19 protein-coding genes are annotated in these 15,541 nt (G+C 26.6%); 5 read left to right on the top strand and 14 right to left on the bottom strand.

Features of this window, described 5'->3' with window-relative positions; genetic code table 11:
* Window positions 1-382: 382 nt before the first annotated feature.
* The 5 genes from KGF50_RS15595 to KGF50_RS15575 all read right to left on the bottom strand — a co-directional run bounded on the left by KGF50_RS15595 (window position 383) and on the right by KGF50_RS15575 (window position 4,033).
* The gene (locus KGF50_RS15595) at window positions 383-1,141 is read right to left on the bottom strand and encodes an ABC transporter permease subunit (protein WP_227848919.1); all 759 of its coding nucleotides are present in this window, start codon (window positions 1,139-1,141) and stop codon (window positions 383-385) included.
* Window positions 1,138-2,055: an ABC transporter ATP-binding protein gene (locus KGF50_RS15590; protein ID WP_227848918.1), complete on the bottom strand. Its 918-nt coding sequence runs from the start codon at window positions 2,053-2,055 to the stop codon at window positions 1,138-1,140. The genes KGF50_RS15595 and KGF50_RS15590 overlap by 4 nt, the downstream gene beginning before the upstream one ends.
* Window positions 2,055-2,255, bottom strand: coding sequence for a PLDc N-terminal domain-containing protein (locus tag KGF50_RS15585; protein WP_227848917.1), 201 nt, complete (start codon window positions 2,253-2,255; stop codon window positions 2,055-2,057). Before KGF50_RS15585 ends, KGF50_RS15590 begins: the two co-directional genes overlap by 1 nt.
* Window positions 2,256-2,259: 4 nt before the next feature.
* Window positions 2,260-3,360: a helix-turn-helix domain-containing protein gene (locus KGF50_RS15580; RefSeq protein ID WP_227848916.1), complete on the bottom strand. Its 1,101-nt coding sequence runs from the start codon at window positions 3,358-3,360 to the stop codon at window positions 2,260-2,262.
* Between the two features lie 238 nt (window positions 3,361-3,598).
* Entirely contained in the window at window positions 3,599-4,033 is a 435-nt protein-coding gene (locus tag KGF50_RS15575; RefSeq protein ID WP_227848915.1) for a helix-turn-helix domain-containing protein, read from the bottom strand.
* Between the two features lie 500 nt (window positions 4,034-4,533).
* On the opposite strand from KGF50_RS15575, the gene KGF50_RS15570 reads away from it, so the two are divergent.
* From KGF50_RS15570 to KGF50_RS15560, 3 genes are all read left to right on the top strand, one after another.
* Window positions 4,534-4,845, top strand: a complete 312-nt coding sequence (locus KGF50_RS15570) for a DUF6442 family protein (RefSeq protein WP_227848914.1) — start codon at window positions 4,534-4,536, stop codon at window positions 4,843-4,845.
* A 4-nt stretch (window positions 4,846-4,849) separates the two neighbouring features.
* Window positions 4,850-5,056, top strand: a complete 207-nt coding sequence (locus KGF50_RS15565; RefSeq protein WP_227848913.1) for a helix-turn-helix transcriptional regulator — start codon at window positions 4,850-4,852, stop codon at window positions 5,054-5,056.
* A 368-nt stretch (window positions 5,057-5,424) separates the two neighbouring features.
* Window positions 5,425-6,795, top strand: coding sequence for an MATE family efflux transporter (locus KGF50_RS15560; protein WP_227848912.1), 1,371 nt, complete (start codon window positions 5,425-5,427; stop codon window positions 6,793-6,795).
* A 234-nt stretch (window positions 6,796-7,029) separates the two neighbouring features.
* Here the strand turns inward: KGF50_RS15560 and KGF50_RS15555 are convergent, their stop codons facing one another.
* On the bottom strand, window positions 7,030-7,425 hold the full coding sequence (locus tag KGF50_RS15555; RefSeq protein ID WP_227848911.1) for a pyridoxamine 5'-phosphate oxidase family protein: 396 nt from the start codon (window positions 7,423-7,425) through the stop codon (window positions 7,030-7,032).
* Between the two features lie 141 nt (window positions 7,426-7,566).
* On the opposite strand from KGF50_RS15555, the gene KGF50_RS15550 reads away from it, so the two are divergent.
* Window positions 7,567-7,959, top strand: a complete 393-nt coding sequence (locus tag KGF50_RS15550; protein ID WP_227848910.1) for a winged helix-turn-helix transcriptional regulator — start codon at window positions 7,567-7,569, stop codon at window positions 7,957-7,959.
* A gap of 97 nt (window positions 7,960-8,056) precedes the next feature.
* Here the strand turns inward: KGF50_RS15550 and KGF50_RS15545 are convergent, their stop codons facing one another.
* On the bottom strand, window positions 8,057-9,025 hold the full coding sequence (locus KGF50_RS15545; RefSeq protein ID WP_227848909.1) for an aldo/keto reductase: 969 nt from the start codon (window positions 9,023-9,025) through the stop codon (window positions 8,057-8,059).
* 287 nt (window positions 9,026-9,312) lie between these two features.
* Here KGF50_RS15545 and KGF50_RS15540 point away from each other — a divergent pair, with 287 nt between their 5' ends.
* Window positions 9,313-9,921 (top strand): TetR/AcrR family transcriptional regulator, encoded by a 609-nt coding sequence (locus KGF50_RS15540; RefSeq protein WP_227848908.1) that lies wholly within the window; start codon window positions 9,313-9,315, stop codon window positions 9,919-9,921.
* 289 nt (window positions 9,922-10,210) lie between these two features.
* On the opposite strand, the gene KGF50_RS15535 is transcribed toward KGF50_RS15540, so the two are convergent.
* From KGF50_RS15535 to KGF50_RS15505, 7 genes are all read right to left on the bottom strand, one after another.
* Window positions 10,211-10,627, bottom strand: a complete 417-nt coding sequence (locus tag KGF50_RS15535) for a DUF3788 domain-containing protein (protein ID WP_227848907.1) — start codon at window positions 10,625-10,627, stop codon at window positions 10,211-10,213.
* Window positions 10,628-10,644: 17 nt separating this feature from the next.
* Window positions 10,645-11,553 (bottom strand): helix-turn-helix domain-containing protein, encoded by a 909-nt coding sequence (locus tag KGF50_RS15530; protein WP_227848906.1) that lies wholly within the window; start codon window positions 11,551-11,553, stop codon window positions 10,645-10,647.
* Between the two features lie 316 nt (window positions 11,554-11,869).
* Window positions 11,870-12,892: a spore photoproduct lyase gene (gene splB, locus KGF50_RS15525; protein ID WP_227848905.1), complete on the bottom strand. Its 1,023-nt coding sequence runs from the start codon at window positions 12,890-12,892 to the stop codon at window positions 11,870-11,872.
* A 211-nt stretch (window positions 12,893-13,103) separates the two neighbouring features.
* The gene (locus tag KGF50_RS15520; protein ID WP_255655018.1) at window positions 13,104-13,445 is read right to left on the bottom strand and encodes an iron-containing alcohol dehydrogenase; all 342 of its coding nucleotides are present in this window, start codon (window positions 13,443-13,445) and stop codon (window positions 13,104-13,106) included.
* Between the two features lie 139 nt (window positions 13,446-13,584).
* A complete protein-coding gene (locus tag KGF50_RS15515; RefSeq protein WP_227848904.1) occupies window positions 13,585-13,917 on the bottom strand; it encodes a hypothetical protein in 333 nt (110 codons plus the stop codon).
* A 19-nt stretch (window positions 13,918-13,936) separates the two neighbouring features.
* On the bottom strand, window positions 13,937-14,542 hold the full coding sequence (locus tag KGF50_RS15510) for a hypothetical protein (protein WP_227848903.1): 606 nt from the start codon (window positions 14,540-14,542) through the stop codon (window positions 13,937-13,939).
* A gap of 59 nt (window positions 14,543-14,601) precedes the next feature.
* The gene (locus tag KGF50_RS15505; protein WP_021382862.1) at window positions 14,602-15,204 is read right to left on the bottom strand and encodes a hypothetical protein; all 603 of its coding nucleotides are present in this window, start codon (window positions 15,202-15,204) and stop codon (window positions 14,602-14,604) included.
* Window positions 15,205-15,541: the final 337 nt, after the last annotated feature.

Raw genomic sequence — 15,541 nt, 5'->3', positions numbered from 1 at the left:
GCGACCAACACGTTGTAACCCTAGGCCTTCGTCGGCAGCGTACAATGTGTATAAGAGACAGATGTTGAATTGATTAACAAAAATAAATAACCATCATAATTTAAATCCAACACCATTCTAAAAAATGCTAATGAGAAATTTCTTTCATAACTTGAAAAAGACTTGGAACATAAATTCCAAGTCTTTTTAGTAAATATATTTTTTAAAATACAATATTATATTATCTAAATAACATATTTTAGCAATAAACAGTATATATGTAATCTGTAAAATACCTCTTTATTTTACAAATAATACATCTTAAACCACTTATTTGATACTTTCTATAAATAATATAAGAATACATATGTATTGTTAATTTATCTTTTTGATAAATGTATTATTAAACTTGTTTCTTTTTAAATAAAATAACAGCTGCTAGTAAAAATACTATCGAAATAATAATTGTTACAATTATTGGTATAATAAACTCTGAAGCTACCACCTTGCCTGAAATCAAGTCAATATTTTTTGATATTATAAAATTAGGGCTGTAAGGTGCAAGTTGCTTAGGAAGAGAAAGTAAACTAATAGTAATAGTTGACACCAACACAAGTAACACACTCGGAAATGCTGATTTAAATAGTACACATCCAAGGATTAGTATACTGATATACATAATTCCTATAAGCCACAAGCTAAATGCTGAAAATACAATATGATAAAGATTTGCATCTGGCCAAAAATATATTGTATACCCATAAGCAGCTAAAAAACTAAGCCAAAAACCAATTGACATAATAATTACTGTAACAGAAAATTTAGACAGTATCACAGATGAACGTGATAGGCCTTTAGTCAGCATAATAACAAGTGTTCCTTTGGAATATTCGTTTGATAAAATATTACAAAAAATAATTAGAGTTAAACTCATGCCAAGGCCAGAGATATTGCTAGAAAATTGTGTCCAAGAATCTAAAGCAGTTGGAACAGCAGTAACTTTTAAAGTTGGTGCAAAATGGGCAATCAAGTCTGGCATAAATTTTGCAGAAAGAGGGCTACTTATACCTAATATTAAAAATAATGCAACCAAACTGAATAATTTATAATTTCTAAGGTTCTCTATAAATTCTTTTTTTGTAAATACTATATATTCTCTCACTTAACTACCTCCAAAAATAAATTTTCAAGGGATAATGCTATTAATTCCATCTTTACAGGGCAAAGACCAGTTTCTGCAAGTGCAGATATAACTGTATGCTGTATTGATTTTATATCTGTACCATGCAAAATAAGCTTCATATTACTTTCTTCTGAATCTTTAAGTAAGGACTTAATAGCACCACAAGACTTAAATTTTTGAATTTCATCAATACTCGAAAACTCCAATAAAAGTCTGTCCTTTCCATGTAAATTTTTCATTTCTGAAAGTGTACCACTAACAGCAATTTTTCCATTATTTAATATAGCAACATGGTCACAAATTCTTTCAACATCAGATAGTATATGTGTTGAAAATATTACAGTTGTTGAGTCTTTAATTTTAAACATGATATCTAGTATTTCTTTTCGACCAACAGGATCAAGTGCACTTGTAGGTTCATCACAAATAAGTAACTTAGGACGTGAAAGCAAAGCTTGAGCTATACCAAGTCTTTGTTTCATTCCACGAGAAAATCCACCTATTCGTCTTTTTTCGTTTTTAAGACCTACAAGTAATAGTAATTCCTCACTTCTAGACTTTATCTCTTTTTTTGAAAGTCCTGTAATTTCACCACAAAGTGAAAGATATTCAAGTGGTTTCATATAGTTATAAAACTCTGGTACATCAGGTAGATACCCTACATGACGATTGGAGCTTGTCTTTCCGTAAGTCACTTTTTCACCACAGACACTCACACTACCACTATCTGATTCAAGTAGACCTAATACCATTTTCATAGTTGTAGTTTTCCCTGCACCATTCTGTCCAACAAATCCAAAAACTGAACCTTCTGGCACATCAAAACTTAAATTGTCTATTATCTTTCTATTTCCAAAGCTTTTTGAAAGCTCATTTATTGAAAGGATGTTCATTATTCATCACCTCTTCCTACAGCAAAATATAAAATTGGTCCTATTATAGAGATGAATAGAACTATAATAATCCATATTGCTTTATTCCCAAATCTGTAATTTGGATGTTTTATTACATGAATTAATGCAGTGATTATAAGCACCAAATCAAGAACAATAACTGGAATCAAAATTGGTAGATACTCCATTAAACTTTCCATAATACTATTCCTCCAATAAAGATAATTTTTCTATAAGAAATTTATATTCACTATTTTCACTTAATACAGAAAACATAGGATTGCTTTTAATAGCACTAACAAGCCCAGCTTTTATGATTGTCTCATCACGTGTAATACCTATTCCAAAGTTTACTTCAGAAAACCAACTGTCAATCTGATTAAAAAAGTCATCACCATGTGGTGTAATTGGATATATATCGCTTGTCGCTAAGTCTACATATTTTTGTAATGATTTAATAGCCACCTCTTCATATCCATGTGCTAAAGAAACTTGTGCCTGTGTTAAGTATGCTGAAAACATCATACCAGGAGACAATATATCAAGATTAAAGATATTTGAAATTGTTAAAATACGACTTTCTATTTTCTTCATTTGTAAATAATCCGCACTTTGCAAAAGGCCAATTAAATTTTGAACCAATGACAGAAGGGCCTGATATGCTCCAATTTGTAATGTTTTATTGGCTTCATTAATTTGACCATTCATCATTTGACCATGAGCAAGAAGTATAGGTTCATTTATCATAGGAAAACTACTATCCTTCATCAAATCAATAATTTGTACAGGTTGGTTTAATAATATATAGCAATTAGCTTCCATACTTTTTGCAACACGACAAATCTCTATATCATTACTCATTTCTTGTATACGAATGAAAAATTCTAGTGCTTCATTAATAAGTGGTTCACGTTTTTGTTCATCTACAAGGTCATAATGGTTAACTATTAAAATACCCATTTGTAAAATTAGAGGAAAACATGAGTAATACTTTTTGGTAATTTCCCTTATTTCATCTATGACTTCATCAAATTCTTTAAGCGTAAAGTCTTTACATAAACGAAGATAAAGTTTCTTAATATCTTCTTTTAACATTTGTGGTTCATAGCAAATTAGCTCATCAATTGTAATGTTAAAATATGTCGCTAATTGTGGTAAGAAAGTAATATCAGGATAACTTTGCCCAGTTTCCCATTTAGAAACAGACGATTTAGAGACACCTATATAATTTGCAAGTTCATCTTGTGTAACTCCTTTTTCTTTACGCTTTAAAATCAGCGTTTTTGCAATGTTTAATTCATTCATGTCAATACCTCCTATATGTAATTATAGCCTTAAACACATAAAAGTAGCAATCGATTTGAAGTTGACTTTTGGTGGAAAAATCAACCACAGAGAAACAAATAAGCAGATATCAATGACATCTGCTTAAGTTTATTTTTAAAATTAAATTTTATATATAAGTTGTTTATTAGACTAAAAATACATATTATCTTTATTTTTTTACATAAAATTAATAAGAGCTATATTTAAGTATAACTTTTTATTTGCCATGTTTTTTAAATGTTTTGTATAGAATATCTTTTAAAACAAGTACCGTATTTTCATTACTCATTCCATATTCTTTTTCAAATTCTGAATATAATTCTTCAATGGCTATTTGATATTTTTCTATACCATTCATCTCAACATACGCTTCTAAAATAGGATATTTGGCACTCCATGCTTTTGTCCAGTCAATATCTTTGCTAACATTATCAGTTATGTCTTTAGAACATAAATTACTTTCATCAATTAAGTAATCATAAGTAGTATTGAATAGATTTGATATATTCTTTATATTTTCTAAATCAGGTTTGGCTTGATCTAATTCCCACTTACTAATTGTTTGTCTAGATACATTAAGTCTTTCTGCTAATAATTCTTGAGAATAATTATATTCTTTTCTTAATTTTACAATTTTTTCTCCTAAAGTCATAGATTAAACTCCTTTCAAATTAAAAATAATTATATTTCAATTATAAAGTATTAAACTTGACTGTACTACAAAGCAAAGTTTGAAATATGTAAACTTTAGTTTGCATATTTCATTAGATATTATACAAGAACACTACTAATATTAATTCTTAGTTACAACCTTTTTGATAATATTTAATTATTCATTTGTAATGCTAGAAAAAAACACCTGTGTTGTAAGTAGTTCTAATTAGTATACTCTGTTTAGGAATTAAGTAAACAAAAATTTACAAGCTAACAAATCCTTGTTACATTGAAATATTATAAAATAAGAAAAAATACATGAGTAATTATTAGAAGTAAAATTTATAAATAACATTAATAGTAAAAAAGTTATGAATAACCTAGATATATTTAATTGATTTATGACAAGTTTTATTGTCAAAATTATTGACAAGTAAACTTGGTATGGTATAATAAAAATACCAAGTAAACTTGTCATCTAAATAGGAGGTGCTTTGAATGAATAAAGAAGAAATTTTAAATAAAAGTCGTCAATCAAAAAAAGATGAGGGATTAGAGTATATTGAAAATAAGGGACGAAAAATTGGCTATATTGCTTTTATATTTGTATTTTCTTTTATTATAATAGTTAATGCGCTTGTTGGTCAAAAAAGTGACGCAATAGGTGCTTTATTTTGGACATTTATGGTTGCTGAAAATATTGCAAAATACCAGTTTACACATGATAGAAAAAATCTAATTGCGGCTATTGGCTTTTCAATTTTAACAATTTTTTTATTAATTAATTTTGTTTTGGCATCGTTGAGGTAAATATATGAATGATGAACTAATATTAAAAAATCACTTAAAAGCAGTAAGGGCAGATAAAAAATTATCCCAAAGCCAATTAGCCGAAATAGTTGGAGTATCAAGAAATACTATAAGTTCAATAGAAACAGGACAGTTTAATCCAACTGCAAAATTAGCACTTATTTTGTGTATTGCTCTAGATAAAAAATTTGAGGATTTATTTTATTTTTAATAATGAATTTTTATTATAAAATGGGAAAAATCATAAGATTTAGTTATATAGGTATACAAAATTTTCGACCCTTCAACAAAAACATCACTTTCTGGTAAACAAAAAGAGTAAATGATTAGATATTTATTATCTGACTTATACTCTTTTTTTATTTTGGATACTTATTTATTTTATCGATATCACATATAGCATATTTATTAAAACATATTTTATTGGACAAAAATTTAAGTTTAAAGTAAATGCTATCTAAATATCACAAATTATACAGGTACCTTAATAAATATATTGCATTTTTATCAAGGTACCTGTATAATGTATTTCATAAGGTGCCTTATTATTTTTTCGATTATATTATTTAGGAGGATAACATGGAAAATGAAAAATCAAATATTAAATATTTAAAAGATGAGCCAATAAAAAAAACTATTCTTTATTTATCTATCCCTATGATGATAGGAATGTCAGCTGGAACTATTTATAATGTAATTAATGCCTACTTTATAGGATTAGTTCATGATACAGCTATGCTTAGTTCAATAACACTAGGTCTACCTATATTTACAGTTCTAATGGCTTTTGGAAATATGTTTGGAGTTGGTAGTAGTACATTCATAACTAGACTAATTGCACAAAATAATAGTAATGAAGCTAAGAAAATTGCTGGATACACTTTCTATGCAAGTATTATAACAGGTTTGCTGATAGGTCTAATTGGTTACTTATCGATGAACTCAATTGTTAGATTATTGGGTTCAGATGCAACTACATTTGAATATACAAGACAATATGCAGTTACACTATTTGCTGGTGGATTTTCTGTCATACTAAACTTCTCCCTTGAACAAATCGTAAGGTCTGAAGGTGCATCAAAAGAATCTATGTATGGTATGTTTGTAAGTGTAATAGTTAGTATTATATTAGATGTTTTATTCATATTGGTTCTTAATATGCATGTATATGGTGCTGCATTATCAATGATACTTTCTAATATTGCATCTAGTGCTTATTATATTTGGTATTTAAATGTTAAAAGTGAAAACCTTAGAGGATTTCTGCGTTACATTAAAATCAATATAAACAGCCAAGTTGAAATATATAAAGTAGGTGTTTCTCAATTAATTCAATGTACATTCTTAATCATAACTACATTATTATCTAATAACTATTCTATGCAATATGGAAACAATGTAGTTGCGAGCTTTGGTATAGCACTTAGGATTGCTCAAATTCCAGAATTTTTTGTTATGGGTATCGTTTTGGGTGTAATGCCACTTATAGCATATAATTTTGCTAATAAAAACATATCTCGTTTAAAAGAAAGTATTAAATATTCTGCTTTATTTATATTTGTAATTGCAGTTATATTTTCATCAATTGCTTATATATTTAGAGTTCAAGTGATACAAGCATTTTCAAATGATACATCAGTTATTCAAGTAGGCACATATGTCTTAGTAGCAATGTTAGTATCTGCTTTATTCAATGGTCTTACATCTTTATTTATGACAATATATCAAGCATCAGGAAAAGGCATTGAAACAGGCATAATGTCTATAAGTCAAGGTGGATTGTATATACCTATAGTAATATTACTTAATTATTTTTATGGACTTGACGGATTAATATGGTCTATGACAGTAACAGAAATTATAACCTTTTTAATAGGTGCAGTTTTATATATACCTTATGGCATAAAACTAAAAAAATCACTAAGTAAAAATAAAGTAAGTCTTATATAAGATTTACTTTATTTTTACTTATCAGCAAATTCAGCAGAAATTATTTTATTAAAAATAACAGTCTGCTCTTTTATAGAGATTTTCCAACTTGATATCTATATTCATTCAATTCTTTTTTATATTTCAAAAATGAATGGTCTATCTCTATTCCTGCCATATCTCTTATTTCATTAAGATATTGTATATTTATTTTGTAATATTTATTGCTTACCTTTTATCAAAATTCATAAAATACTAAAGCTCTACATCAACTTTTTTACCACTCATTGAACAACAACTAACTTTTGCTTTATCAATAGAGAATATTTCAAATTTGCCATCTCCTACAGAGTACATTTTACTTAAACTTGGCATTATTTCAAGTGCCTTAGCTTGTGTTTCTTTTGATGTAACAAATACTGCTTCACCTAAAATACGTAAGGTATTAAACTTTTGGTCGATACAGCAAATTTCAACCTTTGGATTAAAAATAAGTTGCTTAAACATATTCTTTTGGTTAGATGTACAAAATGTTAGCTTTCCATCGTATTCCATAACGAATCCAAGAGGACGTACATGTGCCTGATTACTTTCATCAGTTGTTGCTAAATAATAAACTCCTGCTTTGTTTAAAAAATCTAATGCTTTCATAATTATTACACCCCTTTTAAATACTTGTATTAAGGATTATCCTTTGATATAATTTTAATATAAAATAAGAAAAAAACAAGTATGCAGTTTTTTCTGATAAAGTATAAAAAAGATACTATTAGAATTAAGGAGTGAATTAAAATGAGTTTAGATAATAAAAATAATATAACTGAAGATGATGAAGAATTAACTTGTCCAATACGTTATGCATTAGATATTGTTGGTGGAAAGTGGAAATTACCTATTATATGTATGTTAGCAGTTGATAATCCAATTAGGTATAGTAGTATAAAAAGAAAATTAGATGGAATTACAAATACTATGCTAGCTCAATCATTAAAAGATTTAGAGTCTGATGGTATTGTTCATCGTAAACAATACAATGAAATTCCTCCAAAAGTTGAATATACATTGACGGATAAAGGTAAAAGTATTGTACCTATTTTGCAACAATTTGCTAATTGGGGTGCTATTAATATGCAGGAAAAAAACACCTGTGGGCTTAATTGTAGGGAATGCAGAAAAATAACTTAAATTGATATTTGCTGAATAACTTATACTATAGTTTGTGTATTAAATTATTTAATGTAATGCAAAAAAGCCACTCTTTTAAAGGGTGGCTTATGAGAACTTATTTAACTACTTTACCATTCTTAAATTTCATGTTAGGAAAACTTGCACCTAAAATTTCATTCTCATTTATAGCATTTTCTATTCTTCTAATGTCTTCATCACTTAGTTTAATATCTTTGGCTTTTAAAGAATCCATTAGTGTCACTCTTCTTGATGCTCCAACTAAAGTTATAATATCATCTCCTTTTGATAATACCCATGCAAGAGCTATTTGCGGAATAGTAGCTTCTTTTTCATTTGCTATTTCTCTTAGATTTTCTACTAGTCCAAGGTTTTTGTCTATATTTTCATCAAAAAACAAAGGTATCATAGAGTTATATCTTTGACCATTAGCTTTTGACCAAACTCCACTTAAAAGTCCATGAGCAAGAGCACCAAAAGCAACAACCCCTATCCCTAATTCTCTAGCAGTTGGTAATATATTTTTTTCTATTTCTCTATTGAAAAGAGAATATTCAGCTTCTATAAGACTTATTGGATGAACTTTATTAGCTCTTCTTAAAGTTTCAGTATCAACTTGAGTCATACCTATATACTTTATATACCCTTCTTTCACTAGTTCAGAAATAGCTCCAATAGTTTCCTCTACAGGTATAGCTAAATCTATTCTAGCTGGTTGATAAAGGTCTATGTAATCTAAATTTAATCTCTTAAGAGTTTGAGCTACATGGCTTTTTATGTTAAAAGGATTAACATCAAGACCATACATTTGACCACTAGGTGCAACAAGAGCTCCAGTTTTTACAGATACAAAAGCATCATCTCTTTTTCTGCCTTTAAGAGCTTCACCTATTATCATTTCACTTTGACCTGCACCATAAAAGTCAGCTGTATTTAACATATTTATACCACTATCTAAAGCTTCATGAATTGTAGCTATATTTTCAGATTTATTATCAAGCTTTATCATACCTCCACAACCTAGTCCAAGTTTATAAAGTTCCAAATTATTATTTTTATATTTCATTTTATAACCTCCCAATATTAAATTTAATGTCCTTTTAAAGTAATAAAAGATTAATAAAAGTATAGGATAATATAAAATACTCTTTCCTCTTTATCAACTTTTATGTAAATAATATCTTAGTCTTTATAGATTTTAAATTTATAATATAAAACCAAAATCTTTAGTTTGTCTATCCCAAAATGACTTAAATATTATTTTAGTACATTTGTACTATATTTGACATTGTAGTACTAATATACTAAAATGTCAAATAAAAGTTATTATAAATTTTTATTGGAGGATTCAGTATGGCAAAACAAACAAAAGTGGATATTTTAATTAAAGCTCGTGATTTATTTAATGAATATGGCTATAATAATGTGTCTATGAGAAATGTTGCTGATGCTTTAGGAATGAGTGTGGGGAACTTAACATATTACTTTAAAAAAAAGGAAGATTTAATTGAGGAAGTAGTTGAATATAAACATAAAAATTATAAGAAAATAGATATGCCCAAGTCATTACAGGATTTAAATGAGTTATTTTTAAATTCATTGAGCATTCAAAATGAAAATGCATACTATTTTAAGCACTATGACCAACTATCTCAAATAAGCCCTAAAATATATAAATTTCAACTTGATTTTATAAAAGAGCTTAAAGAATTCTTGAAAGAAAGTTTTCTTAATTTACAAAATTCTAATTTAGTTCAAGAATGTACAATTCCTAATCAAATAGAAAATATTATTGAATGTATTTTAACAATACTCATATACAAACCAGTTGGCACTAAAGAACTTAATGAACATGATAGTATAAAAAACACTCTAAACTGTTTATGGAGCATTATTTTTATGTTTCTTACTGATAAAGGAAAAAGTATATATTTAAACTCTATCTCAAATCAATTTCAATAATAATTGATAAGCATAAGTTATATAATATTATGAAAAATTGAAATATAAAAGCTTCATAAATTCACACAAGGTATTAAAAATTTATGAAATCTTTTTAGTTTAAATTATAATTTTATAAATAACTAAACAAGCCCACTATACAATTAATAGATGGTAAAAGGAAAATTATACTGCTTAGAAAAATAGTTAAGAATTTGAAATGGTGTATCTATCATATTATGTTTTAAGTATTTTTTAAAAGTTAATATATAAAAACAGGATGAGTATATAAATCACCCTGTTTTATATATTAAACTCTAAATTTAATAAGCTCAAGTGTGTCATTTAATGCTGACATACTATCTATTTGAATCATCAACCACTTACTTCCATTAAAGAATTTTATCTCACTATACAATTGTTTTATATAATCACAACAAGTATTAATAAATAAGTCAACTTCTACTCTATTACTTTCATTTACAATGACTAAAGCTTTGAAAGAACTTTCTTGAGGATATAAAGTACATAATGACTTTCCTCTTTTTTTGTATTTTACATTCCAACCTCTTTTCATTGAACATTTGCTATACTCAAGTTTTGGTTCTACATTATATGTTGAGCTTAATACACTATTTAGCTTGTCCCACAATGGACTATTAATAAATTCTTTAACTTGTTCAAATGTCGGTTTATTATCTTGGAAAAATGTATCTTGCCAATCCATATTTACCACCCTTTCTGCTATTTAATAGGAACTGGAACAATCCAATGTTCCAAATATGCTACCTCAGATGTAGATGGATAATACATTTCAATTGCAAAATCAGTTGTTGTTAAGTTATGTTTCTTCATCCATCTTTCCATAAACTTGTCAGCTTTAAAAACAGCTGAGTCAACTAACTCATCAAAATTTTCTGCTTCAAATCCACATACTAAATACTCTCTAGCAGGCAATTCAAAAGAACTATATCCTTCTACTGATGTACCTGGCTCTACTTCTACCCCTGCCATATAAATACAATTTCCTTCTTTTGCATTACCCATATAAAGAGCACCAAAATCATTTCCATCTGGGATTTGATTTGGTATATTATGTTTTTGTCTACCAAATTTCATCCATAATTCCTTTGCTATTGCAATACCTGTTGTTTCGCCACCCATTAGTTGGCAAATAGGTATTTCTCCTTCAAGACCAACAAAAGTTCTTGGTTTACTTAATTTTTTACGATTTACTTCAATTACCATACCATCTGTAATCAGTGGTACACCTTCATCCACCATGACATAATTTAGAATTAATTCTGGCTTAACAAATTGATTTAATTTTACTGAATTTGCTCTATATTCCTCAGGCGTCAGCCCATATGCTTTTTTAAAAGAGCGTGTAAATGTTTCATGGCTATCAAATCCAAAACTTAAAGCTACATCAAGTATACGACTTTTATTTTCTGCTAAATATTCCGAGGCTTTTGCAAGACGACGAAGCTTTATATACTCCATTACAGTCTTATTAACTAACCTTTTAAATAGTCTTTGATAATAAAATGGTGATAAATTAGCTGTATTTGCTAAATCATCAATAGATATTTCTTCTGACAACCTTTCTTCTATCAAATCCAATGTAGTTTGAATAGATTCCCATGCATGCATATTATAATTCCTCCTTGTAGTTATATTAATCTTATACCTTTATATTATCAAAGTAATAAAAAGTCTTCTTGATAGACAGTGCCTTTTTTACTTTTTCAATAATTACCAACAAGATTATTTAGACTTATTTAACTTGTCTTTGGACAAGAATTCTCCCACTTCTAAGAGATATCAGAAGTGGTTATTAGTTCACTGTCGGACTCTATGTTAAATATTGTAATATTAATAATAGCCTATATGACAATTACAATATTTTATTGTAAACATAAAATATTGCAGTAAAAATAAAATATAGCAAATCTTATTTAAGGATTTGCTATATTATATATTTTATTAAATTGTTTTTAAACACTGAATTTATTTCTTTACTAAAAAATTCCTTCATATCATCCAATTGCTCTTTAGTATATACATATTTTCCATATCCAAATTGACCATATTTAAACTTTCTATCATCATTTTCCATTGGCAATAATGTGTCTGGATAAATTTCTAATATTCTATTTTTAGCTTTAGTTGTATATCTATGAGATATAACTTCAAATATAATTTTTCTATCAAAATTTTTTGGAAGAGTTTCTTTTATGCTTCTAATCAGACTTTTATATTCCTCTTTCCAACCTTCATATAAAAACACAGGAGCTATTATAAATCCAATCTGATAGCCAGCTTTTGCAAGTTTTACGGCTGATTCTATTCTTTGATTTGCAGAAGCTGTATAATGTTCATGCTCATCTATAATTCTAGGTGTATTTATACTAAATCTTATCTCTGTATGGTTATTATGCTTAGCATCCAACAAGCTATCTATATCACTGTATTTAGTAACAAATCTAAATCTTCCCTTTTCTTCTTTTCCAAAAAACTCTATTGTCTTTTTCAATGAATCGGTATATGGCTCTACTGGAACAGGGTCTGATGTAGCTGCTCCTTCAAATATAGTTACCTGTGGCTTTCTATCTTCAATATATTTCTTTGTTTGTTCAAGTATCTCATCTAAATTTACAAATACTCTTATAAATGGTTTATCACCTAATTGTGTATTTAGATAACAATATTCACATCTTCCCATACATCCACTGACAAGTGGTAATTGATAGTTAGCAGAAGGTTTACATGTTTGGAATTTTAAGCTTTTTCTAATCCCAACTACCATGGTTTGTTTTCCACTTCTATACTGTTCATATAGATTTTCTCCTGGGATATGTTCCTTAATTCTATTTGATGATATATTAATTATTTCTACATCTTCTTTATTCTTAAATTTATCGTATATGTTTCTCCCAATATCTGTATCTAGGGTGCCTTTTTCAAATATTATTCTTTTAGGATTAAACATTTATTTCACCTCTACTTAAAGTTTTTAAAATGAAGATTTTTATAAAATATTACTTAGTTAATCTTCCCTTTTTTAAGTTTCTTTATTTATTAGAAAGTGAAATAAACATTTAAGAGAAATTTCTTTTTTTGCATTAACTAATTACAAGTTTGTTTGCTTATAACAACCAATACAGCCAATTTTTATCTAAAATTTAATCTATAAGTCTAATTTACAAAGATTTATAGTATATTTCTCTTATTTGTTCCTTATTAAAAGTCTTTGGATGTCTCTTAATATTTGCAGCAGATATTTTCATACAGTTATCAGTTAACCAATCAATATCTGATTTTACAATACCTAAGTCACTTAATTTTATATCTAAATCTATCTTTTTAAGGAAATTTTTAATTGCATCTGAACAGTCTTCTGCACAAGTTCCACCTAATATTTTTGATATATTTCCAAACCTTTCAATATCACTATCCCATGAACTTTCTACAATAGTTGGAGTTAAAGCTGCAAGTCCTTTTCCATGCATTACATCTCTAAGACCACTCACAGGATGCTCCATTCCATGTGGTTAGGGTAATTTAGTACGACAATTTATAACTCTATAAAGTAATATAAATTATAAAAATATCATGTTCTTCAAAAGACTATAATAGTTATATAGTCTTTTGAAGTTTTATTTTTGGTATATATCTAGCTAATTATTTATAGTCTATCTCAATTAGTTTTTTATTTTTTTCTAAATATCTTTCAATTCCTTCTTCCACTTTGTCTCTAAGCTTCGCTAATTCATCATTAAATTCATCATTTTCAGTTGGATTTTTATAGTCAAAACGCTCTTCATATTTTTGTGTAAATATGTCATTGCTATATGGTATATATACCATATAATTTATAATATTTTTTTCTTTTGAATCATCTCTTGTTTTAAAAATAACTTTTAAATTATTTATATTCATTGAAGTTTCTTCTATATGTATTATTTCATGCGTGATATTTACATATTCCCATTCTTCGATAAAATATTCTTCCATCAAAATCACCTCTTTTAACTTAATTCTTATATATGTAAATTAATTCTTCCTCAACATCTTTTTCATATTTATCTATAATTCTAATAAATGATGAAATAAAATTATCATCTAAAACTTTCTCAATTGGTAAATGGAATATAGTTAATATTTTATATTCACACTCATCGTCTGTTTCAATCTCTATTCCTAGATTATTTATATCTTTTTTAAAATCATTTAACTTATTCAAGTAAAATTCTTTTTCTTTGAATACTCCACTATCACTGTATTTTTCAATATCTTCTATAAGACTCTCATAAAAAGGTATATAATCAACTATAGCTAAAGATTTAATTATATCATCATTTATATATTCGACTGCATATATTTTATCACCTAATTTCACACTTTGAGGTGAACCTAAGTGTGAAGGTTTTTTATCCTTATATTTATATTTTAATATAAATTTATTAACAATTTCTTCGTTTAAATATGGTTCTTTAAAAATAAGATTTAATTCTTTTAGTTCATCTAAATCGTTATTATTTTCTTTTTTTAATTCATTTTCTAGTAAATTTAATAATAATTTAAGCTTAGATTCTTCTAACTCAAAAGTTGTTATTTTATCTTTTATATTTTCATTCATAATATGTTACTCCTCTTCTCTTTTGAATAATTCATTTTAATTTATATAACAACCATTTTTTAGTGTCTATAGATATAAACTAGTTCATCATTTATACTTTTATGGTAATCATCTAATGTATCAATAAGTGAATTAATAAAATTATCATCTAATAATTTTCCTATAGGTAAATAAAAAGTTGTAAATACTCTATATTCGTCTGGATTATCCTCTTTTATTAATATGTCTAAATTTTTAATAGACTCTTTAAAATCATTAAGTTTATTAATATAAAATTCTTTTTCTTTAAATATACTTGCATCATTATATTTGTCCATATTTTTTATAAAATTTTGATAACATGGCATAAAATACTCGATAGATGCAAATTCAGCCATATTTTCTTTTTCATACTTAACTGAGTATATTTTATTATTTAACATTATCTTTGGTGAATCAGATGTATATTTATCATATTTATATTTTAATATAAACTTCTCAACAATTTCTTCATTTACATTTGGTTCTTTAAAAATTAGTTCTAGTTCTTTTAGTTCTTTATTGCCTTCTTTTTTAATAGACTCTAGTATAGACAAAAGCAATTTAATTTTAGAATCCTCTAATTCAAAAGTAAACATTTTTTCTTTTCTTCTTAATGTAGATTCTTTTACATTTCTTATCATATTGTTTTTCCTCCATTTAATTTATATATTAATTATATAACATTCTAAGAACTATACTTGTCACAAGTCAAAATTTTATATATTTTTAATTCAAATTTGCTTTGACACATCAGATTATTTTTTATATAATTAAAACATAAACATTTAATGTTTATACTTGCAATATACAGGTTTAAATTGTACTATGTTAGTTATAAAATTTTATGCTTAAATTGCATAATATTTTGTTTAAATTGTACTATGTTAGTTATAAAATGCCATGCTTAAATTGCATAATATTGCAAGTTGTTTAAATTATACTAAATTAGTTTTACATGAAGAGTTATAAATATAAAAT

It is taken from the genome of Clostridioides sp. ZZV15-6598, from assembly GCF_020657705.1.
Lineage (GTDB): Bacteria > Bacillota > Clostridia > Peptostreptococcales > Peptostreptococcaceae > Clostridioides > Clostridioides difficile_F.
Note: the sequence above shows the minus strand (reverse complement) of the source record. Positions and strands in the feature narration are given on the sequence as shown.

Excerpts from the sequence above, each read along its gene's own strand:
- KGF50_RS15510 (WP_227848903.1), bottom strand. The coding sequence starts at position 14,542 with ATGAATGAAAATATAAAAGATAAAATAACAACTTTTGAGTTAGAAGAA.
- KGF50_RS15585 (WP_227848917.1), bottom strand. The coding sequence starts at position 2,255 with ATGGAAAGTTTAATGGAGTATCTACCAATTTTGATTCCAGTTATTGTT.
- KGF50_RS15570 (WP_227848914.1), top strand. The coding sequence starts at position 4,534 with ATGAATAAAGAAGAAATTTTAAATAAAAGTCGTCAATCAAAAAAAGAT.
- KGF50_RS15555 (WP_227848911.1), bottom strand. The coding sequence starts at position 7,425 with ATGAAAGCATTAGATTTTTTAAACAAAGCAGGAGTTTATTATTTAGCA.
- KGF50_RS15575 (WP_227848915.1), bottom strand. The coding sequence starts at position 4,033 with ATGACTTTAGGAGAAAAAATTGTAAAATTAAGAAAAGAATATAATTAT.
- KGF50_RS15580 (WP_227848916.1), bottom strand. The coding sequence starts at position 3,360 with ATGAATGAATTAAACATTGCAAAAACGCTGATTTTAAAGCGTAAAGAA.
- splB (WP_227848905.1), bottom strand. The coding sequence starts at position 12,892 with ATGTTTAATCCTAAAAGAATAATATTTGAAAAAGGCACCCTAGATACA.
- KGF50_RS15550 (WP_227848910.1), top strand. The coding sequence starts at position 7,567 with ATGAGTTTAGATAATAAAAATAATATAACTGAAGATGATGAAGAATTA.
- KGF50_RS15535 (WP_227848907.1), bottom strand. The coding sequence starts at position 10,627 with ATGGATTGGCAAGATACATTTTTCCAAGATAATAAACCGACATTTGAA.
- KGF50_RS15540 (WP_227848908.1), top strand. The coding sequence starts at position 9,313 with ATGGCAAAACAAACAAAAGTGGATATTTTAATTAAAGCTCGTGATTTA.
- KGF50_RS15520 (WP_255655018.1), bottom strand. The coding sequence starts at position 13,445 with ATGGAGCATCCTGTGAGTGGTCTTAGAGATGTAATGCATGGAAAAGGA.
- KGF50_RS15565 (WP_227848913.1), top strand. The coding sequence starts at position 4,850 with ATGAATGATGAACTAATATTAAAAAATCACTTAAAAGCAGTAAGGGCA.
- KGF50_RS15590 (WP_227848918.1), bottom strand. The coding sequence starts at position 2,055 with ATGAACATCCTTTCAATAAATGAGCTTTCAAAAAGCTTTGGAAATAGA.
- KGF50_RS15545 (WP_227848909.1), bottom strand. The coding sequence starts at position 9,025 with ATGAAATATAAAAATAATAATTTGGAACTTTATAAACTTGGACTAGGT.
- KGF50_RS15530 (WP_227848906.1), bottom strand. The coding sequence starts at position 11,553 with ATGCATGCATGGGAATCTATTCAAACTACATTGGATTTGATAGAAGAA.
- KGF50_RS15515 (WP_227848904.1), bottom strand. The coding sequence starts at position 13,917 with ATGGAAGAATATTTTATCGAAGAATGGGAATATGTAAATATCACGCAT.
- KGF50_RS15505 (WP_021382862.1), bottom strand. The coding sequence starts at position 15,204 with ATGATAAGAAATGTAAAAGAATCTACATTAAGAAGAAAAGAAAAAATG.
- KGF50_RS15560 (WP_227848912.1), top strand. The coding sequence starts at position 5,425 with ATGGAAAATGAAAAATCAAATATTAAATATTTAAAAGATGAGCCAATA.